Origin of the sequence: Streptomyces sp. NPDC060002, from assembly GCF_042737245.1 — a bacterium.
In the GTDB taxonomy this organism is placed as follows: domain Bacteria; phylum Actinomycetota; class Actinomycetes; order Streptomycetales; family Streptomycetaceae; genus Streptomyces.
In genome coordinates this window covers 1-26,298 of record NZ_JBHWUW010000036.1, presented here as the reverse complement: position 1 = coordinate 26,298, position 26,298 = coordinate 1, and the positions used below count along the sequence as shown (strand labels likewise).

The window sequence follows — 26,298 nt, the reverse complement described above, 5'->3', positions numbered from 1 at the left end:
CCCCGGCGCCCCGCCGCCCGTTGTCGGGACAGGCCCGCGGTAGGGCCGTACGACGACATCGGGACGGCAGGATGAACGTGTTGGTTCCCGGGGGCAACCTGCCCCTCCCGGGCGGCGCCCTGGCCGTCAGGGTGCCCGGCCCCTTCGACGTCTGCGCGCTCGTCACGGACGACAGCGGCAAGGTCCGGGGCGACGCCGACTTCGTGTTCTACAACCAGCCGGCCGCGCCGGGAGCCCTGCTCCGGGGCGACACCCTGACGCTGGAACCCGACCGGCTGCGGGCCGGCGCCACCCGCGTCACCGTGGTCGTCGGCGCGGCCGAGCCGGGCACGCCCCTGGCCCGGCTGCCCCTGCCCACGCTGCATGTCGCCGATGCGCCGGGCCGTGTACTGGCCCGGTTCACGCCACCGCCCACGCAGGGCGAGACGGTGCTGCTGCTCGCGGAGTTCTACCGGCGTGGCGGCGGCTGGAAGCTGCGGGCGCTCGGCCAGGGGTACGCGGACGGACTGGCGGGTCTGGCCCGGGACTTCGGGGTGGAGGTCGTGGCGGAGGACAGCGCGTCCACGAGCGGACGGGCCGGGGCGGGGCCGGCGCGCGGGTACGCCGGGGAGGGCGGCGCCGCCCCCGCGAGCCGGCAGCCGACGACCGCACGGCGCCCGCCGTCACCGGGCCCCGTGGCGCCGGGCCCCGCCTTCGCCCCGCACGGCCCGTCCGCCCCGCACGGCCCGTCCGCCCCGCACGGCTCTGCGGTGTCCGCCGCCGATCCCGACGGCTTCCTCGCTCTCGTCAACCCCGCCCGCGCCGCGGCCGGTTCGCCGCCGGTGTCCCTCGACGCCCGCCTCTCCTCCGCGGCCCGGGCACACGCGGCCGCCCTGGCCGCTGCCGGGCGGCTCGGTACCGAGGGCGCGGACGGCGTCTCGGTGCACCAGCGGGTCACGGCCGCCGGATACCGGTATCTCGCCGTCGGCGAGCACCTGGTCTCCGGGCCCCGCACCACCGCCGAGTTCGTCGCCTACTGTCTGCGCACCGACCAGGCCCGGCAGACCCTGCGGGGCCCGGCGTTCACGCACGCCGGGGTGGCGCGGGCCACCGACGCGCGCACCGGCGACGCCTACTGGACCGCCCTGTGGGCGAGCCCGCTCACCCCGGACGGCCTGGCCCGGACCGAGGCCGAGGTGGTCGACCTCACCAACCGCGAGCGGGCGAGGGCCGGGCTGCGCGCCCTGGCCGCCGATCCCCAGCTCACCACGGCGGCACAGGCGCACAGCGCGGACATGGTGGCGCGCGCCTTCTACTCACACACGTCGCCGGAGGGGAGCCGGCCGTGGGACCGGGCCGCCGCCGCGGGCTCGACCCGGCGGGCCATCGGGGAGAACATCGCCTGTGGCCAGCGCTCCCCCGCCGAGGTGGTGGAGGGCTGGATGAACAGCCCCGGTCATCGCGCCAACATCCTCAAGCCCGCCTTCACCCACCTCGGCGTCGGCTTCGGGGGCGGCGGCCCCTCGGGCACGTACTGGACCCAGCTCTTCGGCGCCTGACGCCCCATCGGCCTCCGGGGTGATCTACGCCTCACAGGCAACCCCCGTCACGGTGACCGCGTCTTGACCGGCAGCACGCGCACTATACCCACCGTGTATACACAGAGTGTATATGTCAACACCCGGTGGTCTGCCGAAGGGAACCGATGTACGGCAAGGCAATCGCCCCGGAGTACCAGGGCGCACTCACCACCCTGTCCGTGAACTCCTCGCTGGACGACGTACTGACCGTCGGCACCGAGCGGCTGCGGGCGGCGGAGCGGGCCGGGGAACGCGGCGAGGCGGCCCGCTCGGGGCTCGCGGTCGCCGAGGCGCACCGGCGGCTGGGGCAGGTGCGGGAGGCCGACCGGGCCTGGAAGGCGAGTTACCGGGCGGCCCGGGACGCCGGGGACGTCGCCGCGATGGCGTGGGCCCTGTGGAGCGGCGGCACCCTGGCCCGGCAGCGGGGCGCGTTCCGGCTGGCCCGGCGGCTGTTGGGGCTCGCGGCCGGCCTCGGCGAGCAGGGCGGCGACATCGTCGTCCGCGGCTACTCGCTGGCCGGGCTGGCGGAGACCGGGCGCATCCAGGGCGACTACGAGGCCGTGGGCCGGCTGCACGAGCAGTTGCTGGCGGAGGCGCGCAGGCGCGGCGAGGCGCGGCACACGGTGTGGGCCCTGGAGGGCATCGCGCAGATGCACCGCAACTCCGGCGCCCATGACACGGCGTACGCGCTCTTCGAGGAGGCGGCCCAGATCGCCGCGGGCGCCGAGGACCGCCGCGGTCACGCCTGGGCGCTGCGCGGGCTGGCCGACATCGTCTCCGCGCGGGACGGGGACACCGAACGCGCGCTGGGCCTGCTGACGGAGGCCGAGGAGTCCTGCCGCGCGATGAACCTGTCCGGCGCGCTGGCCTACAACCACAAGATGCGCGGCAACGTGCTGTACCGCGCGGGGCGTTACCCCGAGGCCCGGCAGCTGTACACGCAGGCGCTCGGCGAGTTCCGCGCCATGGGCGAGCCGCGCGGCGAGGCGCTCTCCCGACTCGGCCTGACGAAGGCGCTGGCCCGGCTGGGCCGTGCCCGTGCGGAGACGGCGGCCGAACTGGCCGAGCTGGCACGGGAGCTGGAGCGCATCGGCCTGCGGCACGCACGGGAGATGGTGGCCCGGGCACAGAGCGAACTGGGGGTCGAGACGGCGGCCCCGGATACGGCGGTGCCGGCACCGACCTCGGCGTCGACACCGACACCGACACCGGCACCGGCACCGGCACCGACCTCGATATCAGGAACGGCACCCACGACCGGGGTTTCCGACGAGCGCGCGGCGGTCGCCCGGTGACGGCGTACGGCGCGACGGTGCGGGAAGCCACCGCCACCCGGTCTCGCGCGCCCCAGGTCCTCGCCCGCTGCCGGGCGTTGGTGCGCCCCGCGCTCATGGAGGCCGTCGGGCGGACGCACCCCTGGGTGGGCGAGATGGCCGGCTACTCCTTCGGCTGGTGCGGGGTCGGCGGGGTTCCCGCGGCCGGCTCCGGAGGCAAGGGCGTACGGCAGGCCCTCGCGGTCCTCGGCGCCGAGGCGGCCGGCGCACCCGCGCGGACCGGGGTGCCCGCGGCGGTCGCGGTGGAGCTGGTGCACGCCTTCTCCCTGCTGCACGACGACATCATGGACGGCGACGCGACCCGGCGTGGGCGTGCCACGGTGTGGAAGGCGTACGGCACGGGACCGGCGGTCCTGGCGGGCGACGCCCTGTTCGCCCTGGCGGTGGAGACCCTGGCGCTCCAGCCGCCTCCGGCGGGCGCCGACGCCGTACGTCTGCTGTCCGGCGCCCTCGGGGACCTCGTCCGAGGGCAGGCCGACGACCTGCTGTTCGCCGCGCGTCCCTGGTCGGGGCCGGAGCGGGTACGGCCGGACGCCTACCGGGCGATGGCCGAGGGCAAGACCGGTGCGCTGCTCGGCTGTGCGGCCGCGCTGGGGGCCGTGCTGGGCGGCGCGTCCCCGGCCGCCGCGGCCGCGCTGGACCGGGCGGGGCGGCATCTGGGGGTCGCGTTCCAGGTGGTCGACGACGTGCTGGGCATCTGGGGCGACCCGTCGGTCACCGGCAAGCCGGTCCACGGCGATCTGCGCGAGCGGAAGAAGACCTTCCCCGTGCTGGCCGCGCTGGACTCGCCCGCTCCCGCCGCGCGCCGGCTGGCCGCGCTCCTGGAGCGGGGCGGCGGCGACCCGGGTGAGGCGGCAGCGCTGACCGAGGCGGCGGGTGGCCGTGCGGCGGCGCTCGCCGAGGCGGGCCGGCAGGTCGCCGCCGCCGAGTCGGCGCTGGCGGACGCCCCGCTGGCCGCCGGTGCCGTCCGCGACCTGTGCTCGCTGGTCGACTTCGCGGTGCGCCGAGACCTCTGACCCGGCCCGGCCGTGCTCGCGGAACGAGCTTCTGATGCTGCCCGGCCGGACCGCTGTGCCCAGGCGATTGCGCCGGATTGGGAAATCCGTCGAGGGGCCTCCGAGCAGGAATGCATCACGGTCAAGGAGGTCGTTCCCAAGAACCCCGACGAGTCCGGCCCGGCTTGTTTACCGCCGGTTACACCGCAGGACGGACCCAGGACGACCCCCGGCAATTCCCTTTTCTCGTACATGCACTCGGACCAAAGCGACGCCCCTTTTGAATAAAAGACAGGAATCGCACCGGAGTTGCGCTCCAATTGAACGGACCCCCTCACGCCGGTCGTACCACTGGGAAAGGTGAGTCCAGCGGTTCAGCGAGGGATGGCCATGGTCAAGACGCACGTCTCCACGCACGAGTTGGTCGCCGGGAGGTACCGGCTGCTCGACGTCGTCCACCGGGAGACGAACCGCGTCGGCTGGTACGGCGAGTACGTCGAGGACACCGGGGCGGCCCGGCCCTGCCTGGTCACCAGAATCGGGCTGCCGGCCGGCCAGGGCGAGGAGAAGGCCCGACAGGCCGCCGACCGGGTCCTGCGCATGTCCGAGACGATGGCGCGGCTGTGCCCCGGTCGGATCGCCACGGTCGTCGACGCCGTGGAGGAGGCGGGCTCCCTGTGGACGGTCACCGAGTGGATCGACGGTCTGCCCCTGAGTCAACTCATCGATCAGAAGGGGGCGTTCCATCCGGCCAAGGCCGCGGCGATCGGGCTGCAGCTGCTCGACGTGCTCGAGGTCGCGCACGGTGAGGGCATCACCCACGGCGAGTTGAGCCCCGGTCAGGTCTTCGTGCGGGCCCGTGGCCCTCTCGTCCTGACCGGGTTCGGGCTGGCGGGCGCGACCCTCGCCCCCCGGGTGGCGGCCCCGGCGTACGCCTCCCCCGAGCAGGCCCGGGACGACCGGATCGGCCCGGCGGCCGACCTGTGGGCGCTGGGCGCGATCCTGTACACGATGGTCGAGGGGCGGCCGCCGTACCGGGACCGGGACCGGCCCGAGAGCACGCTGAAGGGCGTGGACCGGCTGCCGCTGCGCACCCCGCTGCGGGCCGGCTCGCTCACCCCGACCGTGCAGGGGCTGCTGCGCAAGGACTCCCGTGAGCGGCTGACCAGGACGGTCGTACGCCAGTCCCTCACCCGGGTGCTGGACGAGGACCCGCACGCTGTCATGCACGCTCCCCGGCTGAAGCGTGCCTGCGCCGCCGCCCGGTACGTCGGCCCGCGGTGGAGCGGCCGGGCCATGGCGGCCGGGACGGCGCTGGCCGTCGTCACCGTGGCGGTCGCCGCCCTCGCCGTGACCCACCAGCTGCCCGACACCGACGACACCGCGGCGGGCGGCGCGCAGGCCCGGCCGTCCGCTTCGGCCGCGGCACCCGGCGAGGACGCCGGCGAAAGAGACTCCGCGACGCCGGCCCCCACCGCGCCGGGCAGCCCGTCGCCGAGCACGTCCCCGGAGTCCTCCCCCTCGGCGCCCGCCACCGCCGACGCCCTCCCCGAGGGCTACCGCGTGTACCGCGCGCCCGAGGGTTTCTCGGTCGCGCTTCCCGAGGGCTGGAAGGCGCTGGAGACCACGCGCGGCGCCGACCAGGCGTACCGCGTCACCTTCGGGGCGACCGGCGATCCGCGCACCCTCGCGGTGACCTACAGCGAGAGCGCCGGACCCGACCCGGTGATCGTCTGGCGCGAGGACGTCGAGCCCGGTCTGAAGAAGGACGACGGTTTCCGTCGGCTCGGCGACATCGAGGCGACGACGTACCAGGGGTACACGGCCGCCGACATGGAGTGGCTCGTGGACGTCGACGGCGCACAGGTGCGCACGTTCGGCCGCGGCTTCCTCCTCGGCGGGCACCGCAGTTTCTCGCTGCGCTGGACGACGCCCGCCGCGGACTGGGGCAAGAGCGCCAACCGCGAGGCCCTGGACACGTTCCTGGAGACCTTCCGGCCGGGTTCGGCCGCCTGACCGGGACGACCGGCGCGGCGCGCACACCGAAAGCGGCCGGCCGCCGGGCAGGGGTGACTGTCCGGCCACCGCGGACTCGGCCCCCGCCACGAACGCCTGCCACGCGACCGCCTGGCCCTTCTCGGCCTCGCGGCGGCCCCTTGCCGCCACCGGCGACCACTGCGCCTCCCCGCACAGGGCACCGTCTTATTCGATCGCATGAACAAATCCCGCCGGGCACAATCGGCGCATGCCGACCAACGCGGAGCAGCTGCTCTCCGCCCTCGAACCGCTGCCGTTCCCCGCACGCCTGACCCTGACGGCGCGGACCGCACGCGGGCTCGCGGACGACGGGACGCTCGCCCCGCTCCTGGCCGAGTTGGACGGGCGTGGACCGTACGAGCGGCGGATCGCGGCACTGGCGGCCCTCGTCGGACGGGACGCGGGGTTCCTCGCGGAGCGGTTGGCCGACCCGGACCCGGTCGTCGCCGGGTACGCGCGCCGCGCCGCACGGGATTTGCCCGTACCGGACCGGGCGGTGGAGGCGGCGTACGACGACGCACCGGCAGTGCTACGGCAGCGGCTGGCACGTCTGCTCGCCGCGGGAGGCCGTACCGAACTCGCCGAGCGGCTGGTCGCGCGACTGCGCGAGGAGTGGGGCGACGCCGAGGCCGCGCGGCTGCTGCCGGCCTGTTCCACCCCTTTCGTGGCACGGGAGTTGCCGGGGCTGGCACACGCCGTCGACGGCTGGACGCGGCTCGCGTGCCGGCATCCCGACCCGGTACTGGACCACGCCGAGCAGGCCCTGGCGGACCGGGCCGGCGGACAGCAGCGGGACGACTGGTGGCGCCTCCACGCCACCACGGTCGCGGCACTCGCGCCGCTGCGCCCCGAGTCGGTGCTGACCCTGCTGGAGCGGCACGGCCCCGGCAGTCTGCCGCCCGCGCTGAACAACGGACTCGGCCCCCTGGTCACCGCCGACGCCGACCGCGTGATCCGCTGGATCACCTCCCCCGACCGCCGGGGACAGCGCCACGAGCCGATACCGCCGCCCGGAGTGCTGCACAGGCTCGTACGGGCCGAACCCGCGTCACTGACCGCGCTGGGCCGTCACTGGCTGACCCGCGGCGGCCACTTCACCGCACTGGTGAAGGCCCTCGCGCCCGGCCGGCGCCCCGCGTTCGTGGACGCGGTCGCCGACGGAGGGACTCGCCTGGACCCGGCGCTGAGCGTCCTCGGCCTGCTGCCGCGCGAGCGGCGCTGGGCGGAGGTCCGGCGTGCGACGGCCGAGTCCGACGGCACCGACTGGTGGGACGACCTGGACACCCTCGCCCACGGCCCGATCGACGGGGCCCGTCCCGCGCTGCTCACCGCGATCGGGCGGTCCGACGCCGACGACCGGGCCGCCGCCTGGCCGCTGTTCGTGGCCTGCGCCGCCCGGGACGGCAGCCGGGAGGCGATCACCGGGCTGCTGACCACGGCGGGCCGCCGTCTGCGCAACGAGCGGGACCCGGTGCGCGCCGAGGCGCTCCGCGCACTCGCCGAGACCCACCCGCGGCTCTTCGGCTCCGACGACGCCCCGCTGCTGGACGCGATCGCCGCCGACGCACTGGAGGCACGGGACAGTTCTGCCGCCACCTTGACGGCGCTGCGCACACTCGCCGTACGTCTGCTCGTCGAACACGCCACGGACGAGGCGACGGACCTGCGGCACTGGGCGCTGCGCACGCTGGAGCGCATCACGAGCCGCGTGGGCGTACCCGACTTCGGCCCGCTGCACCGCGTCCTGCGGCGGGGCCAGGAGCACCAGGTGTGCGACGCCCTGCGCCCCTGGCTCGACGCCGGGGCCGGGCGGGCCGACTTCCGGCTGCTGCTGGGCCTGGCCGCCGCACTGGGACCGCGCGCCCGGCGGCTGCCCGAGCTGCAGGAGAGGCTGGCCACGGCCCTGGAACGCGGCGACGACGAGACGTTCCGGACTGCGGCGCGACTGTGGCTGGCCGCACCGGCGACCCGCGACGAACGGGTCGCCACGATCGTCGCGCTCGAACCGTCGTCGGTCGTCCTCGCGCCCGTACGGCGGGCGCTGACCCGGCGGCGCACGGATCTGCTGGACGCCCTGCTCGACGCGTCTGCGCCGTACGGCCGCTTCCTGGTGGACGGCACCCGGCGCCCGCTGCCGGACCTGGCCGACAGCGACCGCTGGCTGCCCCGCCAGCAGCGGACGGCGGTCCGGCTGGCCGGAGAGGCGGTCGCGGACGATTCCCTCCCGCTCGACGACCGGGCCGCCCTGATCCGGGCCGCGGCCCCGGTTCCCGAGTTCGGGCGGGCTCTGGCGCTCGCGCACAAGGACGACACGGAGGTGGTCGTCGCCGAGGCGGCGCTCGGCGCGCTGCCCTGGACCGACCGGCCCCACGACACCCTGCCGGCACTGCTGGAGCAGGCGGGCAGCGACCGGGCCCGGGTCGCCGTGTACGCGGCGTCCCGGGCCGCCCGCTTCACCGCTCCGTCCGAACTCGCCCTGGCCCTGGGCGCGTTGCTCACCGGGGAGCGGCCCGCGAAGGTGACCTCCCGCAAGGAGGCCGTACGGCTCGCCGCGTCCTTCCTGCCGCCCCGGCGGGCGGTCTCCCTGCTGGCGAGCGCGTTCCACGCTCCCGACCGCCACCCGGACGTGCGGGCCGCCGTCGTCCGCGCACTGCCGCCGCTGCTCGGCGAGCCGGAGGCCCGGCACCTGCTCGACGACGTCGCACACGACGACGCCCGGCCCGTACACGAAGCCCTCCTGGCCGTCACCCCCTGGGAGCTGGCCGAGACCCACCGCCGCGCCTACGCCGCGGTGGTCGTGGCGGCGTACGACACCTCCCTCGCCCTCACGGAGGGTTTCGGGGGCGGCTATGCCCTGCTGCTCGCCATGGGGGTGTGGTGCCGCTACTCACCCGAACTGGCCGTCCGTGTCTCTCGTACCGTCTGTGACCTCGGCGAGCGTACGCACTGGCAGTGCGCGGGGTGGGTGCTGCGCGATCTGGCCGTGTCCGAACTGCCGCACCCCGTGGGCGGTGCCGCGCCGGGCAGCGTGTTTCACGGCGCGGTGGCCGAGTTGCTGACCGCGATGCGCACGACGGAGGGCGGCGCTGACGCGCTGGAGGGCCGGGACCTGCCGGCGCTGCAGCGGCTGCGGAACCTGACGTCGTTCGGCCATGTCGACGCAGTGCGACCCGAGTTGCTCGAAGCGGTCGCGGAACAGCTGGCGTCGGATCCCCTGCTCGTTTCCGAACGCGCGCACCTGCTCGGCCAGTTGGTCGAGCACACCGTGGAGCCGATCGCGCTGCTCGAACGACTGCGGGACCTCGCGGACGCTCTCGAGGGCGCCGGGGCGGCGGTCGCGGTACACACCTCCGGCCGGCTGCGGACGCCTTCGGCGTATCGCGCCGATCCGCAGCGCTCCGAGACCCTGCTGACCGCGGCCGACCGGTTCGCCCGCGACGGCGGCACCGCGACGGGCCTTCTGGCGGTCGGCCTGGTGAAGGGAACGGGCGCCGCGCTCGGCTGGCCCGAGGAGTGGCGGTCGCTGCTGCGCCTGCTGCGCGGGCACAGGAACGCCGACGTACGCCACGAGGCGCACAGAACCATGACGGCGAACGAATGACAGCCGCCCGCCCCGCGTCGGCGAGGCGGGCGCACCCAGGGAACGGGAGCATCATCAAGCACCGGCCAAAGCACCGGCCAGCACCGACCGCCGGACGCCTGACGCTGACGGCCCCGGCCCCGGCCCCGGCCCCGGCCCAGCGTCGTCCGTCCGACGACAGATGGACCGGAACGGGGCCGACGACAGCCTGCGCGGCCGTCGGCCCCGCACGGTCTCCTCGAGCCGGGCGGCGGCGTGCGAGGTCCCGGTCGCTGTGGACCGGGACCCGCACGGCCTTGCTCACCAGGTCAGCTCGGCTGGTCTCCGGTGTAGCGGTAGATGCCGCCTGCGGAGTTGACGACCCAGACGGTGCCGTCGGCGGCGGCACCGACGTCGGCCGCGCCGCCGGGGATGCCGGTCCAGGGGTTGGCGTCGTGGCCCGTGTACCGGTAGATCTGGCTGGAGGAGTTGACGCCCCAGACGTTCGTCCGCGAGCCCACCGAGATGCGTGACAGGCCTCCCGAGACGCCCACCCAGTCGGTGGAGCCCTGGTCCCCGGTGTAACGGAAGATCCCACCCGCGGAGTTGACGTGCCACACCGTCCCGTCCGCGGCCACACCGATGTCCACCGCCCTGCCCGGGATACCGACCCACGGGTTCGCGTCGTGTCCGGTGTACCGGTAGATCTGCCCCAGGGAGTTCACCCCCCACACGTGGGTCCGCGACCCCACCGAGATTCGGGTTAACCCGCCGGCGACGCCCACCCAGTCGGTGGAGCCCTGGTCCCCGGTGTAACGGAAGATCCCACCGGCCGAGTTGACGTGCCACACCGTCCCGTCCGCGGCCACACCGATGTCCACCGCCTTACCCGGGATACCGACCCACGGGTTCGCGTCGTGCCCGGTGTACCGGTAGATCTGCCCCGAGGAGTTCACCCCCCACACATGGGTCCGCGACCCCACCGAGATCGTCGTCAGACCACCGGAGATCTGCTTCCAGTCAGCCATGTCTGTGCCCCTTTCACGTCGCACGTTGCACCCGGTACATGCGGTGCGACCAGGACAACCAAACTGCGCTATATACCGATTGACCGCTCAAAATATCCAGAAATCGATGTTTGGTGCCGCTCAGTCCTCTGAGAGCACGGGAACCAGAACGTCGGCGCCAGATCCCCAAAGGCCAGAAACGCTGTAACCCACATGGAGGCACCACGTCCTCAAGGTCGGAGTACGGCCGGTGCGGGAACGCCGACGTTCATCGCCTCCAACCGCTTGATCTTCTGCCGCACCACGTACAGCGGGATCGCCCCGAACACCCCGAACGACATGTCGATCACGCTCCACCAGAAGGGAATCCCCCGGAGCGGTCCGCAGATCAGCGCGAGCGGGATGATCCCGGCGCAGGCGATCATCGAGAACTCGACGACCCAGATGTTGCGGACGGGGTCACGGTAGGGGCCGTAGAAGGCGACGGCGATGACCAGATGAGCGAAGGCCAGCCAGTCCGTCCCGTAGAGGAGGAACGGGTAGTCGGCGTCGGCGCTGTCGAGCCCGCGCCGGACGCGCTCGATCCACTCCATGAGCCCGGGCAGCTGCTCGGGGGCGGACAGATGGCGCAACAACTCCTCGGCCCAGCGCAGTTCGTGCACAAGCGGGAAGGCGGTGGCGCCGCTGAGCACCAGACAGACGACGAAGAGGGCCAACCATGCGCGGATGCCCTTCACAAGGGCGGCTCGGTCGCTCATGGGGGTAGCGTACGCCCATAATTGAACACGTTCAAAACAATCCCCTACCGCGTCCGCTGAAACACCTCGACCGACAGGTCGAAGGTGACCGACGACCCGTCGAGGTTGCGCAGGTCGCTGTGGTCGGCGAAACGATCTGCGCACCTCGGCCCACCGCGACGCCGTCCACTCCACCCCCTGGCCAGTCCGGCATCGAGGTCAGCGCCCGGGGCGCCCTGCGTGCAGCGGTATCGCACCGGCTCGACGACGTCGGCCGCATCGACGTCAAATGCCGCTCTTCGAGGCGGGAAGCGTTCGTTCAGGACCCAGCAAACTGCGCTCGCCGGGCCAGGAACCGAGACGGCGTGACGCCAACCGCAGCGAGGCCGTCGGTGTACGCCGTAGCCGAAGGCATACATAATCTGGCCAGGACGCAACTGCCGACGGCTGAAACTCGTCCCTTCCTCCCGAGCCGACGAGCTCACGGAGATCTCAGACAAGCAAGATGGGGGACGAACCATGAACCTGACGCCGAGGAAGAGCCGTCGCAGACCGGGCGCCGTCCGAGCGGTCGTGCTGGGCGTGTGCGCCGCGGGCGCGCTGGGCCTCACAGGCTGCTCCGGTGACGGCGGCACGGCGGGCTCCGGCAGCAGCGCGAAACCGAGCGCGACGACGGCGAGCGGCACCGGCGACAAGACGGGGGCGGACGCCGGCACGACGGGCAGGAAGCCCGGCGCGGGGCCCTCGACGGGCGCAGGCAGCGGCGCCAAGTCGCCCAGCGTCGTTCCCGTTGCCTCAAAGTCCCCGGCTCCCACGGCGACGGGCACGGCGGACGCTGATGGCGACGGCGACGGCGACGGCGACGACTGTGACCACAAGATGCCGATCTCCCCGGACGAGGTCGCGGTCTACCGCTACACGCCGGAAGGGGGATCGCTGAGCCTGATCGTCAAGCACGGCAACTGGGGGTGCGGCTCGCCCGACTCGGACGGCGCACCGTTCGAGACGGTCGGCGAAGAGACCTACATCCCGATGGACCAGGCCGCATACGTCACGGTGACCAACCCCATCGTGGAAAGCACCGGGAACCAGCCCATCGGCGTCCAGGAGTTCCTCGACTGGCTCGAGGCGAACCCGAACTCCGGACTGGTCTTCACCTACCACCTCGACAGCGACGGGGCCATCGACCGCCTCGACGAGGTCTTCACCCCCTAGTACTGCCACCGATGCCCCTGCGACCAGTACGAAGGCAGTTGGCCCCCGTCAGGGAGGCGGTGACGCGTCAGCCGATGCGAGCTCCCGTGCCGCTGACACGGATGCGCGGGTCACCCGCGTGCAGCGTCACCGTGAGTTCGCCAGGGCGGCCCAGGTCCTCGCCCTGATGCAGGGTGAGGACGGCGTCCTCGGGGACCAGGCCGAGCTCACGGGCGTACGCACCGAACGCGGCAGCCGCGGCGCCGGTTGCCGGGTCCTCGACGACGCCGCCGACGGGGAACGGGTCACGGACATGGAAGACGGTGGCCGACTCCCGCCACACCAACTGGACCGTGGTCAGGTCCAAGCGGTGCATCAGGGCTTCGAGGCGCGCGAAGTCGTACGCGAGATCTGCGAGGCGCGCGCGTGTCGCCGCCGCGAGAACGAGGTGGCGGGCACCGGCAAACGCGATACGGGGCGGGAAGGCCGGGTCGAGATCGGCGGCCGGCCAGTCGAGCGCGGCGAGCGCCTCCGTGAGGTCGGCGTCGGCGATCTCCTCGATGTGCGGCTCGACACTGGTGAGTGTGGCCCTGACGGTCCCGCCCTCCTCGGCCACCTCCACCGGCACGGCGCCGACGCGCGTGGCGAATACCAGCTCCCCGGGGCCTGTCCGCTCGGCGAGCGCGACGGCGGTCGCAATGGTGGCGTGCCCGCAGAACGGCACCTCGGCCTTGGGGCTGAAGTAACGGATGCTGTACGCCCGTCCCTCCTCGCCGCCGAGGCCCTCCGGGGGCGCGGTCAGGAACGCGGACTCCGAGTATCCGAGGCCGGCGGCGACAGCCAGCATGTCGCTGTCGTCCAGGGCGGTGGCATCCAGAACGACGCCGGCGGGGTTTCCGCCGTCAGGGTCGCTGGAGAAGGCGGTGTATCGCAGTACTTCGGGCCCCGGCGCAGTCGTCGTCATACTCGCGGCAACGCGGGGCGGGCCCGCGGCTATTCCACCTCCCGGTGGGGCTTGGTCCCGCAACGCTTCCTCGCTCGTCATGCCCGCGGATGTCAGCGCAGCCGGCGTACGCGTAGCACCAGGTCGTCGGTATGGTGCGCGCCGGCGCCGCCGTCGGGTGCCACGCGTGGCCGTTGCTCGTCCACCTCTACGGCCCAGTCGTCGTTGAGCACATCGGTGATCATCGAGGGCCAGACGTAGTCAGCCGGGTCGAAGCCGCTGTCGTGGGCCTGTTGGGTGTCCATCCCCGCGTGGTGGACGAGCAGCAGCACGCCGCCGGGCGCGACGGCCGCGAGCAGCGCTCGCTCGGCGGCAGCCTCGGGGGTGCGCAGCAAGGCCGGGTACTGCGCGGAGACCAGGTCGAAGGAGGCCGGCGGGAGCGCCGCCTCGGTGAGTGCGGCGTGTACCCAGTGAACGGCGAGGCCGGCGTCCCGCGCGTGCCCGGCCGCCCGCTCCAGCGCCACGCCCGAGACCTCGAGCGCGGTCACGTCCCAGCCGCCGCGCGCGAGCCAGACGGCGTCCGCGCCCTCGCCGCAGCCGACGTCGAGCACCCGCCCGGGTGTGAGCCCGGCGACCTCGGCCACGAGCGCGCCGTTGGGCCGGCCGCTCCACAACTGTTGTCGGTCGGCGTACCGGTTGTCCCACTCCGCCCGCACCGCAGGGTCTCCGACGTATCCGTCGGCGGGCGAGGGGATGTCGGACGCGGGCGATCCTGCTGCGATGTTGTCGGTCACGGGCCCACCGTCGCCCACCGCGTTCCGGTCTGCCACTCCTGTTGCCGGTCCGGCAAAAACGGCGTCCAAAGGGCTCACACCGGACGGAGCGGCTGGCCTGGCGTGGTGTCGTCGGCCCTGAACGGGCCGCCGTGGCCGGGCACGATCAGGTCCGCGGCGGTCAGCACCCGGAGCCGGGAGGCGCGCAACACCTCACGGTCGGGGGCTACCGGATCGCCCGCCGGGCCGTCCGCGTGCCACCACAGGTCACCGGCGAAGGCGACCACGCCCGACTCCGTGCCCGCCAGCAGCGTGATGTCCTCGGCGCTGTGGCCCGGGGTGCGAATCAGCCGTAGTGACGGGGTGAGTTCGTAGCCCTCCGCGTCCCGGTTCCTCCACTGGTCGCCGAGGTACTCCACCTTGTGGTCGTGCACCCGGGCCCGTCCGAACAGGCCCACGTTCATCGTGTTGTCCGGGTGGTGATGGCTGAGCACCACGTCGGTGATGTCGTCGGGGCCGAGCCCCAACTCCTCGAGCGGGGCGAGGATACGGTCGCGACTCGCCACCATGCCCGGGTCGAAGATCACATGCCGGCCGGCGTCGGATACGTAGGAGACGGTGGCGGCGACTCCGGGGCCGGTGGAGCCGACGTAACCGGTGGTCAGGATCGTGTACACGGCGCTGCGGCCGAGCGGTGCGTCTGTCATGGCCTCAATCCTTCCGGGCAGTACGGTCGTTCACGAGTGGCACAGTTGCCACTGATCGCAGGATCAGTGCCACACTGCACCTGTGCCTCCTTTCGTGACCGTCGCCGCGTACGCCCCGCCCGGAGTCGGCATGCTCGCCGTCGGCATCGTCACCGAGGTCTTCGGCCCGCACGGGAAGACACTGCCCGGCTTCGACCTCGCCCTGTGCACCGACCGGCCCGGGCCGGTCCCCACCGACTTCGGCGTGCCGCTCACCATCGCGCACGGCCTGGACCGCCTCGCCTCCGCCGATCTGGTGATCGCCCTGCCATGGTCCGGCTTCCGCACACCCCCCGCACCGGCCGTGCTCGACGCGCTGTCGGCCGCACACGAGCGCGGCTCACTGGTCGCGGCCCACTGCGTCGGCGCCTTCGCGCTCGCCGCCGCCGGGCTGCTCGACGGCAGGCGGGCCACCACCCACTGGCGGTTCGCCGAACTGCTCGCCCACCGCCATCCGGACGTCGCCGTCGAACCCGACGCCCTCTACATCGACGAAGGACGCGTCGTCACCGGCGCGGGAGCCGCCGCGGGCTTCGATCTCTGCCTGCACCTGCTGAGGCGGGAGTACGGAGCCTCGATGGCCAACGCCGTCGCCCGGGACGTGGTGCTGCCTTCCCACCGCGACGGCGGGCAGGCGCAGTACCTGGCCGCCCCCGTCCCCGAAGACTGCCGCGACGAGCGTCTCGCCGAGGTGCTCGCATGGGCCCGCGAGAACCTCCACCAGCCGCTTCCCGTCGCGGAACTGGCCCGGCGTGCCCTGATGAGCAAACGCTCCTTCGCCCGCCGCTTCACCGCCGCGACCGGCACCACCCCCCACGCCTGGCTGCGGAGCCTGCGGCTGAGCAGCGCCGAGGAGTTCCTGGAAACCACGGACCTGCCGGTCGAGGAGATCGCCCGCCGCGTCGGATACGGAAGCGCGGCCGTCCTGCGCGAACAGTTCGTACGCCGCCGGGGAGTGCCGCCCCGCTCCTACCGCCGCTCCTTCACCAACACGCCGTAACGACATCGCGAGCCGGCCGGACAACCGCGGGGGCACCCGAGCGCCACCCCCTACGTCATCACCTCCGACGAAAGCTTTTGCGCGGGCCGACGCCCGGGTGATGGGGTGGCACGGTGATGAACCACGAGGGGGCGGGGGCGTCCGGCCGTTGACTACCGAGCCTGTCCTGCCGGGCCGGCCGACGTCACGAGCGTAGGCACGCCATGGAGACGATGGTGAGGCGGGGCGAGACCGTGATCGAGCACGAGCCGGGGCTAATCATCCGGTGATCGGCCGGTCGGCTCCCGGCCGGGGTCTGCGGCGGCGGCAGCGGCGCATGTCCGCTGGTGAAGTCGCAGGCCCCGGCGGGCTGCCCGCCTCGCTCGGGGTGCCCTCTCAGCGGGAGGTGAGCATGCCTTCGCGCAGCCGGGCGAGGGTGCGCGACAGCAGCCGGGAGACATGCATCTGTGAGACGCCCAGGTGTTCGCCGATCTGGGCCTGGGTGAGTTCCTCCACGAACCGCATGTGGATGATCTGCCGGTCCCGCTCGCCGAGTCCGGCGAGCAGCGGGGCCAGGGCGTGGAAGTCCTCCACGAGCGCCAGAGCCTGGTCCTCGGCGCCGATGAAGTCCTGCAGCGCCGCCTCGCCGTCCTCGCTGCCGCTGATGGCGGCGTCCAGGGAGGAGGAGTTGTAGCCGTTCGCGGCGAGGCGGGCCTCGCACACCTCTTCCTCGGGAAGACTCATCAGCTCCGACAGCTCCTTCACCGTCGGGGTACGGCCCAGACGGCTGCGCAGTTCCTCCGTGGCACGCGCGAGCTGGACGCGGGCCTCCTGGAGCCGGCGGGGCACGTGCACGGCCCAGGTGGTGTCGCGGAAGAACCGCTTGATCTCACCCACGATGTAGGGGATGGCGAAAGAGGTGAACTCGACCTCGCGGGTCAGCTCGAACCGGTCGATCGCCTTGATCAGGCCGATCATGCCGACCTGGACGATGTCCTCCATCTCCTCCGGCCCCCGGCTGCGGAAGCGGCCGGCCGCGAAGCGGACCAGGGACATGTTCATCTCGATCAGCGTGTTGCGCGCGTACTGATGCTCCGGCGTGCCCTCCTCCAGCACCGCAAGCCGGCCGAAGAACAGCCTGGACAGTTCGCGCGCGTCCCTGGGCGCGACACGAGAGGGATCGGCGACCTCCGGCAACTCCCGTGCCTGCGTGTCCGTAGCCGTCGCGCTCATGAACATCATGACGAACCCCTCCCACCATCGAAGCCGACCACCCGCCACCGGTGGATACGACCGGCGCCACCGCGCGGATACCCACTCATTCTGCATCCATGCCTGCACTCACACGAAGGGGGGGAGGGAGCAGGTGGGAGCGAGGGCGGCCCGGCTGCGGCGACCGGGAGGCGAGAACAGGTGGGATTCATCGGTGCAGGGGCAGTCGGGAGAGGCGGATACGTCGATCGGGCGTGCCGCCCGTCAACTGAGGAGATCACGGCATGGCAGGACCGGAGGATACGCAGAGTGATGGCAGACGGCTCCTGTCGGCGCCCGCCGCCGCGGTCACCGAAGCGCTGGAAGCCATCGGGACCGGGGCTTACCTCGTGGACGAACAGGGCCGCATCCTCGCCGCGAACTCCCGTGCCGAACAGTTCCTGGACCGGCCCGCCGGAGATCTCCTCGGCCATGACGCGCACGACCTGCTGCACCGGGACGCCCACGGCCATCCCATGCCGAGAACCCAGTGCCGTATGCGGCCGGCTTTCCACGCCGGGCGCACCGCTCAGGCCGAGGAGGACCACTTCGTTCGCGGGGACGGCTCGGTGCTGCCCATCTCGTGGCTGATCACCCCGTTCGATCTCGATGAGTGTGAACGCAGCACGCTCGTCCTCTTCCATGCCCGGCCGCCGCGGGAGGCCGACTTGCGGCCGGAGCCGGCGACCACGCTGCTGCCGGACCTCGAACGGCTCGCGCTGCTGGCTGCGACCACCACCCAGCTGACCTCCACCCTTGATGTCGAAGAGGCACTGCGGCGGCTGGTGACCCTGGTGGTGCCCCGGCTCGCGGACTGGGCCATCATCGATCTGATCACCGAGCGCGACGAGGTGTGGCGCACTGTCGTCGTCGAGGCGGACGGTGACGCTCTGGTCGCCCATGAGGAGCTTCAGGGGCCGATGCCGCCGGTCCCCGAGGAATCCCCGATGCCCTTGTCCAGGGCCCTGCGCGGGGTCGCCTCGACGCTGGCCGGCCCGCAGACCTACCAGGGGCCGCCGGACTCCGGTATCGCGGTCGAACAGCGCCGTCTGTTCGACGCCACCGCAATCCACTCCGCGGCCATCGCGCCCATCCGCAGCACCCGCGCCGTCCTCGGCGCCCTGACCCTGGGCCGTGCCAGGCAGCCGGGCGACTTCAGCACCGCCGATCTTCCCCTGATCGAGGACATCGCCCGCCGCGCCGGCCTCGCTCTGGACAACGCGCGGCTCTACCAGCGCCAGCGCAAGGTCGCCGAGACCATGCAGAACCATCTGCTGCCCCAGATGCCGCGTGTGTCCGGACTGCAGATGGCGGTCCGCTACCTGCCCTCGCCCGACGCCTCGCAGGTGGGGGGCGACTGGTACGACGCCTTCTCCCTTTCCGACGGCGCCACCGCGCTGGCCGTCGGCGATGTCGTCGGCCACGACCTGGAGGCCGCGGCCGGCATGGCGCAGGTGCGCAACATGCTCCGCGCCTACGCCTGGGCCTTGCCCGAGCCCCCCAGCCGGATCGTCGAACGCCTCGACGAGGCGGTCATGCACATCACCGACGTCACCATGGCCACCCTGATCCTCGCCCGGGTCGAAGAGGCCGACGAAGGCCGGTGGAAGCTGTCCTGGACCAATGCAGGCCACCCGCCGCCACTGCTGATCAGCCATGACGGCCTGGCCGAATACCTCACCGGCGGCCACGGCATCCTCCTGGGCACCGGAGTCGGCAAGCCCCGCACCGACGCCACCGCCCTGCTGCCGCCCGGATCCACCCTCCTGCTGTACACCGACGGCCTGATCGAAGAACCCGGCCACACCCTCGACGAGGGCCTGCACCGACTGCGCCGGCACGCCGCCGCCCTCGCCCACCGCCCGCTGGCCTCCTTCACCGACCAGCTGCTGCGCCGGGTCCGCCCCGCCGCCAACGACGACGACGTCGCCCTGCTCGCCCTGCGGGCACCCGCCCGGACGTGACCCACGCGCTGCGGTGGCGGTGTTGCTCTATCTCCCGTCATCGCTTCGGGTCGGGTCGGGTCTGGACTCGTCCGGTCGGCGACTGTCGCCGTGCCAGTCCAGTATCAGGACCGTGGCGTCGTCCTTGAGGCTGCCGTGGCAGGCGTCGAGCACCGCGGCGGTCAGGCTCCGGACGGCTTCGCGCGGGTGCAGCGCGCGGGTGTCGTGAATGACCGAAGCCAGGTCGACGGCCGCGGCGCCGCGTTCCTGCATTCCGTCGGTGAGCAGGACCAGGCGGTCCCCAGGAAGCAGTTGCAGTTCCTGCAGACGGTAGGAAGTGGGCGCCGCCACGCCGAAGGGCAGGTTGACGGCGAGGCTGACCTCTTCGACGGCGCCGTCGCGCAGCCGCAGCGGCCGGGGGTGGCCGGCGTTGACCAGTTCGCACAGGCCTGTTCCGAGGTCGACGCAGAGCAGTTGTCCGGTGGCCAGGCCCCGGCTGTGGCTGAGCAGGGCCTCGTGGGCGTGGCGGGCTTGCTTGAGGGCGTCGCAGCCGCTGCGGCGTGCCCGGCGCAGTGCGCCGACCAGCAGGGTGGCCAGCAGCGCCGAGTCCGTGTCGTGGCCCATGGCGTCGGTGATGGACAGGTGCAGGGTGTCCCGGTCGAGGGTGTAGTCGTAGGTGTCGCCACCGATGTCGTCGGCCGGGACCAGCCCGGCGGCGAGGGTGAACTGGGCCGCCTCGCAGCAGGGCGCCGAGGGCAGCAGCTGGTGCTGGATCTCAGCGGCCAGACTGGTCTCGGTGGTGCGCCGGCCCAGGTGGTACAGATCGGTGAAGCGGCGGTCCGTGACGATGATGTAGGCCAGCGCGTGTGCCGCGTCGCGGACCTGTCGCAGCACGGTGTCGTCGGCGGACTGGAGGGTGACCTCCAGGACGCCGATGCAGTCGCCGCGGTTGGTGACCGGTGTGATGACGCGCCGTCCGCCCTGGCCGTCCGGTTCCACATGCTGACGCTGGCTGCGCAGAACGGTGTCGTAGACGCTGCCGTGCAGGCCGATCGGCTCGCCGTGGTCGGCGGGCTCACCGCCGGCCGGGGCGAGACGTACCAGCCGCTCACCGATGAGGTCGACGAACAGGAACGACACGTGCTCGGCACCGAAGCGCTTCTGCAGATCGTGTGCCACCACATCGACGGACTCACCGGGCGGTGCTGCTTCCGCAGCGGCCAGCAACTCGCCCAGTTCCAGATCTCCACCCTCCACGACAACCTCCTATCGGTTGCCGCAACTTCTTCCCCGAGTCTCCGCAACATCACCTGCTCTGCCCGTCTTGCCTGGTCAGAACAGCGGGTTGGGTCGGTGTGAGCAGGTGCTGGGTCCGTCAGGCGGCGTCCTGAGGGCTGCGCGGATCACGGAACGGTGGAGCCGCCGGCGGCCAACTCGCGTCGGCGGCCGGGCCGGGAACAACGCTCGGGATCAGCTCAGAGAGGCGAGCGTGAAGTGCCGCAGCTGAAGTGGTGCGACGAGGTACTCGTCCTCGCCCGGCAGGACCACGGGCTGGTCACGCCAGGGTGCTCGCCGGCGTAGCCGACCAGGTCCTGCCGGCAGCGCCAGCGACTGACGTACAGCAGCGAGTCGGGCGGCGCGAGCAGCACCTCGTGGTCGACCAGCCCTGGGTGGCGGCTGGGAAACTCGCGTACCGCAGCGACGATCATGTCGCGGAATTCCTCGAACCGTTCAGGACGTACGCGTGCCTCACTCACCCTGATGATCACGGTCGTCAGCCCGTCACGCGAGCAGACGCTGCGCCACCTTCTCGCCGGGTGCTGTGGCGCCCTCCCGCCGCCGGAGACCGAGCCGTTGCTCGCGGACCGGACGCCGGAAACGAGGTGGCCCTCGTCAGGCCGTCGGGACCTGTCCGACCTCCGTCGAGGCTTCGGCCGCTGACGAAGTGATCACCTCGGAGTCCCCGTTCCCGCGGTCCGTGAGGCCGCTGAGGAGGGCGAGTCCGAGGCCGCCGGCGGCGAGGGTGGCGCCGACCAGGGCAGGTGAGGCCCAGCCCCAGCCCGCCGAGATGGCCAGGCCGCCGAGCCAGGCGCCGCCCGCGTTGGCCAGGTTGAAGGCGGAGTGGTTGGAGGCCGCCGCCATCGTCGGGGCGTTCTTCGCCTTGGCCATGAGCAGCATCTGCACGGGTGTGGTGACCAGGGCGCCCATCGCGCCCATGAACGCGAGCGTCACCAGGGCGGGAACGGTGCTGTGGACCGTGAAGTAGAACGTCACCAGCGCCGCGCCGAGCAGGGCGAGCCCCCCGTACAGCGTCGGGCGCAGGGCACGGTCGGTCAGCGGGCCCGCGATCAGCGTGCCCAGCGTCATGCCGACGCCGTAGAGCGCGAGGACCCAGGTGGTGGAGGAGTCGGAGAAGCCGGTCAGGTGCGTCAGGATCGGCACCAGGTAGCTGTAGACGGCGAAGAAGCCGCCGAATCCCACGACGGCGGTGGCCAGGCCGAGGGCGACCTGCCGGTTTCCCATCGCCCGCAGCTCGTGCCGGATGCCGGCCTGGTTGCTGCGCGGCTGGTGGGGGATGAAGGCGGCCAGCGCGGCGAGGGCGACGAGGCCGATGACGGCGACGGCGCAGTAGGCGTACCGCCAGCCCAGTTGCTGTCCGAGGGCCGTGCCGGCCGGGACGCCGACGATGTTGGCGATGGTGAGTCCGAGGAACATCCTCGACACGGCCCGCCCGGCTCGTTCGGGGGCGACCAGTCGGGAGGCCACGACGGCGCCCACGCCGAACAGCGCCCCGTGGGGCAGGCCCGCCAGGAATCGTGCGGCGAACAGCAGGCCGAAGCCGGGAGCGAGGGCGGACGCGACGTTGCCGACCACGAACAGCCCGGACAGCAGGAGCAGGAGTCGCTTGTGGGCGATGCGCGCGCCCATGCCCGTCAGCAGGGGGGCTCCGACGACGACGCCGAGCGCGTAGGCGGAGACGATGTTGCCGGCGTGCGGCACGGACACGCCGACCCCGTCGGCGATCTGGGGCAGCAGCCCCATCGTGGCGAACTCGGTCGTACCGATACCGAACGCGACGAGTGCAAGGGCCAGCAGGGCCAGTGGCATGGAGCGGGAGTACCTTTCGCGGGCGGCGGTCCGGATGCGGCGGAGCAGGCGGGACCACGGGTGTCCTGCTCCTGTGGTCAGTCGCGCCGGCCACCGTTGCCCGGTGCGCCCCCCAGGACAGGGGAGGCCCACAAGCAGTGCAGCCCCCGCGCAGGCTCACGCATTCCAAAATCGTCCGACCGGAATTATGGCCTCCATCACACTCCGGCGGGCGGACTCCCCCGTCCTCGGCTCCGTGCTCAGCGCCGGCAGTCGGCAGTCGGCAGTCGGCAGTCGGCAGTCGGCAGGAGATTGCCCCGGCGAGGTTGCCCGGCCGGCCAGTCGGGGGCCTGTGGCAGCAGCCCGACGACCTGGCACGGGATCTGGACCGGGCCGGCAAGGCGCTGCGCTGGAGCGTGGCCCACCGCCGTTCAGCCGCCCCGCTCGACGAGGTCGGACACCGCATCCACCTGGCCGAGCGCACCGCGGCTGCCTTGCACTGCCTCACCTCTCAGCTGCGTACGGCGGACGGGCTGCCGGCGGCCGGGCCCCCTGCCGGTCACGCCTCGATCGGCCCCGGCCCGTTGCTGGACGCCGTGCGGCACGCGTTGATCCGCGCGCTGGACGGCGCCGATCCCGCAGAGCTGATCGCCGGGCCCGGGTGATCGGCGGACAGGACGGGCTCGTTCTGAGCGGTCGGCACGACAGTCTGCTTCGCTCCGTCCTGCTGCTCGTCCTCGACCGGCTCGACGCCTACCGCGAGGCGCACATCACCGGCCGATGACCTGCCGACGGCAGCACAAGCGCCGGGTGCCGGCCGGCCCCGGGGTGGAATCAGCGAGGGCGTGCCGTGTGTGCGGAGGTCAGGACTGGGGACTTGAATGCGCAAGCCGGGTTCAGTGGCGTTCCCCTGGGGCGCTGGCCCGGCCCAGGCCTCGCTGGTTCAGCCCACGAGCCAGGGAGGCCGTCCCGCCCTCTTCACGGCTACGGCAGGCTGCCGCCTTCGCAGACCTTGCGGGCGACCTCCCGGAGTTTGACGTTGTTCTCCTGCGAGTAGCGGCGCAGCACGTCGAAGGCCTGGTCCTCGGTGATGTGGTGGCGGCCCATGAGGATGCCCATGGCCTCGCCGATGGCGTGCCGGGTGGCGACGGCCTGTTCCATCTGGGCGTGGGTGCGGGCGCTGGAGAAGGCGATCGCGGCGTGCGAGGCGAGCAGCCAGCCGGCCGTCTCACTGGCCTCGCTGAACGCGCCGGGCTTGCGTGAGTAGAGGTTCAGCGCGCCGAGGTCCTCGTCCTCGGTGAACAGCAGGAAGCCCATCATGCTGCCCACGCCGAGCGAGTGCGCCCTGGGGGCGTAGGCGGGCCAGCGCTGCCACTCGCCGGTGAGGTCGGCGATGCGGAAGACCCGCTCTCCCCGCGCGCTGTGGGCGGCGTCGAAGCAGGGTCCTTCGCCGAGCCGTTCCTGGAGTTGGTCGCTGTCGACGACCAGCTCGTCGGTGGGGGCGAGGGTCTCCACCTTCCCGTCGTGCAGCACGAGAATGCCGGCCGCGTCACAGCCCTCGACCAGCTCGGTGGCGGATGCCGTGATCCGCTCCAGCGTGTCGTCGACCGAATCCTGCGCCAGCAGATCACGCGCCATCGACGCCATCTGCTGCCCGAACCGACCCCAGTCCACTTCGACTCCCGTCCATCGCCCGCCTGGACAAGCCTCATACCCAGCCTTTCACGCAACCTGCACAGCGGCGCCTGTGAGTGACGCACCGGACAGGACGCGTGAGGGCACGGCCGGACCGGCGGCTGTGCGCGTCAAGATCGCTCGTACCCGCCTGCCCGCCCGGACGAAGGGCGACGATCGCCGATCGCCGGCTCGTTTCCCCTCCCGGCGGCCGTTTCCTCCCCCGGCGGCCGGGGACTCGGGCCCCATGGTGCAAATCGGATACACGATGATGACCGAACAGGCCGGCCCTCGTGACCTCATCGACCACGTGGTGCGGGCCGAGCAGGCGGGCTTCGACTTCTCGGTGACCTCGGACCACTACTTTCCGTGGCTGCGCTCGCAGGGCCACGCGCCGTACGCGTGGAGCCTGCTCGGCGCCGCCGCCCAGGCCACGTCACGCATTCCGCTGATGACGTACGTGACGTGTCCTACCTTCCGGTACCACCCGGCGGTGGTGGCGCAGAAGGCCGCCACGATGCAGCTGCTGTCCGAGGGACGCTTCCGGCTGGGGCTGGGCTCCGGGGAGAACCTCAACGAACATGTGGTGGGCGGTGGCTGGCCCTCCGTGGACGTGCGGCACGAGATGCTCGAGGAAGCCGTGGAGATCATCCGCGCGCTGTTCGAGGGTAAGCATGTGACCCGGCACGGCACCCACTACGACGTGGACTCCGCCCGGCTGTGGGACCTGCCCGACGAACCGCCGCCGATCGGTATCGCCGTCTCCGGCGAGCGGTCGTGCGCACTCGCGGGACGGCTGGCCGACCTCGTGATCGCCACCGAGCCCAAGGCGGACCTGCTGGCGGCCTTCGACCGGCACGGCGGCTCGGGCAAGCCGCGCGTGGGCCAGCTCCCGGTCTGCCACGACCCCGACCGGGACGCGGCCGTGCAGCGGGCGCACGAGCAGTTCCGCTGGTTCGGCAGCGGCTGGAAGGTGAACTCCGAACTGCCCCACCCGGACTCCTTCGACGCGGCGACCCAGTTCGTGACGCCCGACGACGTCGCCGCCTCGATCCCCTGCGGCGACGATCCGGACGACTTCGTCGAGGCCGTACGTCCGTACGCCGAGGCAGGGTTCACGGAGATCGCCCTGGTGCAGATCGGCGGGGACGCCCAGCCCGCGTACCTGGACTGGTCGGAGAAGACCCTGCTGCCCGCGCTGCGGAACGCCTTCGGCTGACCGCCGCCGTCCCGGGCGCGGGTCCGGCAAAGCATCGCCAAGAGGTGCATATAGGCTGCCGGTCTGCACTTTCGCAGTGCCGATCCTACGTCCAGCAGCCCGCAGAGGAGAGTCATCCGTGACCCTGGCGATCGACCTGGCCGAGACGTCCGCCCAGACGTCCCCCGCGCCCCTGTCCGACCTCGTGGCGCGGGACGCCCGTGAGTTCGGCGTCTACGCGCGGACCGGCGGGTGGGCCTTCGGCCTGATGGTGGCGCGCAGCGTGCGGCCGGGCGGGCAGAGCGTGGACGAGACGCCGAAGGTGTCGGCGAAGGAGTTCGCCGAGCTCGCCGGCTGCTCCCCCGACCGTGTCATGCGGTACTACAAGGCCTGGGACCGGGCCGCCGACGACGGTCTCGTCCCGCACTTCGAGGAGCTCGCGCCGGGCCAGGAGGTCGAGCTGCCGGACGCGGAGGTGTGGCTGACCTACTACGTCTCCCGCTCCAGCGCCACCTCGGAGCGCGGCACCGCGATCGCCGAGGCCGCCGAGGCCGAGGGCATCCGCCCGACGAAGGCGCTGGAGGTCGCGGAGAACCCCACCGCCCTGCGCGCCGCGATCCTCGCCGACCCCTCGACCGCCCGCGCGGCCCGCGCCGCCCTCCTGGACCGCATCAAGGAGGATCCCGACCTCCAGATCGAGCTGGCCCGGGACGTCGTGCGCACCGACGACCTCAAGAAGGCGGTGGCCACCGAGAGCCGCTCGGCCGACCGCATCGGGTACGTGCGGCAGATCGCCGAGTCCGGCCAGATCAGGACGCCCGCCGGGCAGACCCTCGACGCGCCGGCCGAGCTGCGCCAGGAGGCAGAGCGGCACCTGTCGCTGCTCGACGAGCTGAACGACGACGAGGACGCCGGCGAGTGGGCGAGCGACGCCTACGACACGATGAAGAGCCTGGTCGTGGAGACCGTCGAGGCCGACCCCGAACTGCGCGTCCAGGAACGTCGCACGAAGTTCTACAGCGGCCTCCAGCGCGCGACGAAGGTGTTCGAGGAGCTGACCTTCGACGACGCCGACGCGCAGGAGTTCTACGAGGACGACATGGTCCAGCGGCTGGAGGAGCTTCAGCAGGCGATCGGCAGCTGTATCACCGCGCTGCGCGGAGCCCGGGGCACCGCGCCCGACGCCGGCTAGTGAGCTGGTTCGGAGATGCGTGAGCAGTAGCGGCAGATTCGGTCGAGGATCTGGTCGGCGGTCTTGGTCCATTTGAAGGGTCTGGCCTGG

The 26,298-nt window shown here is 72.6% G+C and carries 22 protein-coding genes; 12 read left to right on the top strand and 10 right to left on the bottom strand.

The window, feature by feature from the left end:
• The first annotated feature begins 71 nt into the window (after window positions 1–71).
• From ACFWBD_RS27350 to ACFWBD_RS27330, 5 genes are all read left to right on the top strand, one after another.
• Window positions 72–1,538 (top strand): CAP domain-containing protein, encoded by a 1,467-nt coding sequence (locus tag ACFWBD_RS27350; protein ID WP_385672016.1) that lies wholly within the window; start codon window positions 72–74, stop codon window positions 1,536–1,538.
• 146 nt (window positions 1,539–1,684) lie between these two features.
• Window positions 1,685–2,854, top strand: coding sequence for a tetratricopeptide repeat protein (locus ACFWBD_RS27345; RefSeq protein ID WP_385672013.1), 1,170 nt, complete (start codon window positions 1,685–1,687; stop codon window positions 2,852–2,854).
• Window positions 2,851–3,909 carry a polyprenyl synthetase family protein gene (locus tag ACFWBD_RS27340; protein ID WP_385672010.1) on the top strand — a complete coding sequence of 353 codons (1,059 nt, stop codon included), beginning with the start codon at window positions 2,851–2,853 and terminating at the stop codon, window positions 3,907–3,909. Before ACFWBD_RS27345 ends, ACFWBD_RS27340 begins: the two co-directional genes overlap by 4 nt.
• A 363-nt stretch (window positions 3,910–4,272) precedes the next feature.
• A complete protein-coding gene (locus ACFWBD_RS27335) occupies window positions 4,273–5,904 on the top strand; it encodes a serine/threonine protein kinase (protein WP_385672193.1) in 1,632 nt (543 codons plus the stop codon).
• Window positions 5,905–6,133: 229 nt separating this feature from the next.
• Complete coding sequence (locus tag ACFWBD_RS27330; RefSeq protein WP_385672007.1) at window positions 6,134–9,526, top strand: hypothetical protein; 3,393 nt, start codon at window positions 6,134–6,136, stop codon at window positions 9,524–9,526.
• A 287-nt stretch (window positions 9,527–9,813) separates the two neighbouring features.
• Here the strand turns inward: ACFWBD_RS27330 and ACFWBD_RS27325 are convergent, their stop codons facing one another.
• Together ACFWBD_RS27325 and ACFWBD_RS27320 are read right to left on the bottom strand one after the other, a co-directional pair.
• Window positions 9,814–10,512, bottom strand: a complete 699-nt coding sequence (locus ACFWBD_RS27325) for a tectonin domain-containing protein (protein ID WP_385672004.1) — start codon at window positions 10,510–10,512, stop codon at window positions 9,814–9,816.
• Window positions 10,513–10,721: 209 nt separating this feature from the next.
• A complete protein-coding gene (locus ACFWBD_RS27320) occupies window positions 10,722–11,249 on the bottom strand; it encodes a hypothetical protein (protein WP_385672001.1) in 528 nt (175 codons plus the stop codon).
• Window positions 11,250–11,747: 498 nt separating this feature from the next.
• Between ACFWBD_RS27320 and ACFWBD_RS27315 the strand changes: the two genes are divergently transcribed.
• Window positions 11,748–12,443 (top strand): hypothetical protein, encoded by a 696-nt coding sequence (locus tag ACFWBD_RS27315; protein WP_385671999.1) that lies wholly within the window; start codon window positions 11,748–11,750, stop codon window positions 12,441–12,443.
• 67 nt (window positions 12,444–12,510) lie between these two features.
• On the opposite strand, the gene ACFWBD_RS27310 is transcribed toward ACFWBD_RS27315, so the two are convergent.
• The 3 genes from ACFWBD_RS27310 to ACFWBD_RS27300 all read right to left on the bottom strand — a co-directional run bounded on the left by ACFWBD_RS27310 (window position 12,511) and on the right by ACFWBD_RS27300 (window position 14,845).
• Entirely contained in the window at window positions 12,511–13,386 is an 876-nt protein-coding gene (locus tag ACFWBD_RS27310; RefSeq protein WP_385671996.1) for a PhzF family phenazine biosynthesis protein, read from the bottom strand.
• A 92-nt stretch (window positions 13,387–13,478) separates the two neighbouring features.
• Window positions 13,479–14,159 (bottom strand): class I SAM-dependent methyltransferase, encoded by a 681-nt coding sequence (locus ACFWBD_RS27305; protein ID WP_385671993.1) that lies wholly within the window; start codon window positions 14,157–14,159, stop codon window positions 13,479–13,481.
• 74 nt (window positions 14,160–14,233) lie between these two features.
• On the bottom strand, window positions 14,234–14,845 hold the full coding sequence (locus ACFWBD_RS27300; RefSeq protein ID WP_385671990.1) for an MBL fold metallo-hydrolase: 612 nt from the start codon (window positions 14,843–14,845) through the stop codon (window positions 14,234–14,236).
• 130 nt (window positions 14,846–14,975) lie between these two features.
• Between ACFWBD_RS27300 and ACFWBD_RS27295 the strand changes: the two genes are divergently transcribed.
• Window positions 14,976–15,884, top strand: a complete 909-nt coding sequence (locus tag ACFWBD_RS27295) for a GlxA family transcriptional regulator (RefSeq protein ID WP_385672189.1) — start codon at window positions 14,976–14,978, stop codon at window positions 15,882–15,884.
• 375 nt (window positions 15,885–16,259) lie between these two features.
• On the opposite strand, the gene ACFWBD_RS27290 is transcribed toward ACFWBD_RS27295, so the two are convergent.
• Window positions 16,260–17,105, bottom strand: coding sequence for an RNA polymerase sigma factor SigF (locus tag ACFWBD_RS27290; protein WP_385671987.1), 846 nt, complete (start codon window positions 17,103–17,105; stop codon window positions 16,260–16,262).
• A gap of 254 nt (window positions 17,106–17,359) precedes the next feature.
• Between ACFWBD_RS27290 and ACFWBD_RS27285 the strand changes: the two genes are divergently transcribed.
• Window positions 17,360–19,078, top strand: coding sequence for a SpoIIE family protein phosphatase (locus tag ACFWBD_RS27285; protein WP_385671984.1), 1,719 nt, complete (start codon window positions 17,360–17,362; stop codon window positions 19,076–19,078).
• Between the two features lie 27 nt (window positions 19,079–19,105).
• On the opposite strand, the gene ACFWBD_RS27280 is transcribed toward ACFWBD_RS27285, so the two are convergent.
• The 3 genes from ACFWBD_RS27280 to ACFWBD_RS27270 form a co-directional block, all read right to left on the bottom strand.
• On the bottom strand, window positions 19,106–20,314 hold the full coding sequence (locus tag ACFWBD_RS27280) for a PP2C family protein-serine/threonine phosphatase (RefSeq protein WP_385671982.1): 1,209 nt from the start codon (window positions 20,312–20,314) through the stop codon (window positions 19,106–19,108).
• A 218-nt stretch (window positions 20,315–20,532) separates the two neighbouring features.
• A complete protein-coding gene (locus tag ACFWBD_RS27275; protein ID WP_385671979.1) occupies window positions 20,533–20,766 on the bottom strand; it encodes a hypothetical protein in 234 nt (77 codons plus the stop codon).
• 184 nt (window positions 20,767–20,950) lie between these two features.
• Entirely contained in the window at window positions 20,951–22,165 is a 1,215-nt protein-coding gene (locus tag ACFWBD_RS27270) for an MFS transporter (protein WP_385671976.1), read from the bottom strand.
• Between the two features lie 305 nt (window positions 22,166–22,470).
• On the opposite strand from ACFWBD_RS27270, the gene ACFWBD_RS27265 reads away from it, so the two are divergent.
• Both ACFWBD_RS27265 and ACFWBD_RS27260 read left to right on the top strand, forming a co-directional pair.
• Complete coding sequence (locus tag ACFWBD_RS27265) at window positions 22,471–22,809, top strand: hypothetical protein (protein ID WP_385671973.1); 339 nt, start codon at window positions 22,471–22,473, stop codon at window positions 22,807–22,809.
• Window positions 22,806–22,928 carry a hypothetical protein gene (locus ACFWBD_RS27260; RefSeq protein WP_385671970.1) on the top strand — a complete coding sequence of 41 codons (123 nt, stop codon included), beginning with the start codon at window positions 22,806–22,808 and terminating at the stop codon, window positions 22,926–22,928. The genes ACFWBD_RS27265 and ACFWBD_RS27260 overlap by 4 nt, the downstream gene beginning before the upstream one ends.
• Before the next feature lie 200 nt (window positions 22,929–23,128).
• Here ACFWBD_RS27260 and ACFWBD_RS27255 read toward each other — a convergent pair whose 3' ends face one another.
• Complete coding sequence (locus ACFWBD_RS27255; protein ID WP_385671967.1) at window positions 23,129–23,818, bottom strand: GAF and ANTAR domain-containing protein; 690 nt, start codon at window positions 23,816–23,818, stop codon at window positions 23,129–23,131.
• A gap of 247 nt (window positions 23,819–24,065) precedes the next feature.
• On the opposite strand from ACFWBD_RS27255, the gene ACFWBD_RS27250 reads away from it, so the two are divergent.
• Window positions 24,066–25,037 carry an LLM class F420-dependent oxidoreductase gene (locus tag ACFWBD_RS27250; RefSeq protein ID WP_385671965.1) on the top strand — a complete coding sequence of 324 codons (972 nt, stop codon included), beginning with the start codon at window positions 24,066–24,068 and terminating at the stop codon, window positions 25,035–25,037.
• A gap of 118 nt (window positions 25,038–25,155) precedes the next feature.
• Complete coding sequence (locus ACFWBD_RS27245; protein ID WP_385671962.1) at window positions 25,156–26,208, top strand: hypothetical protein; 1,053 nt, start codon at window positions 25,156–25,158, stop codon at window positions 26,206–26,208.
• The last annotated feature ends 90 nt before the right edge of the window (window positions 26,209–26,298 follow it).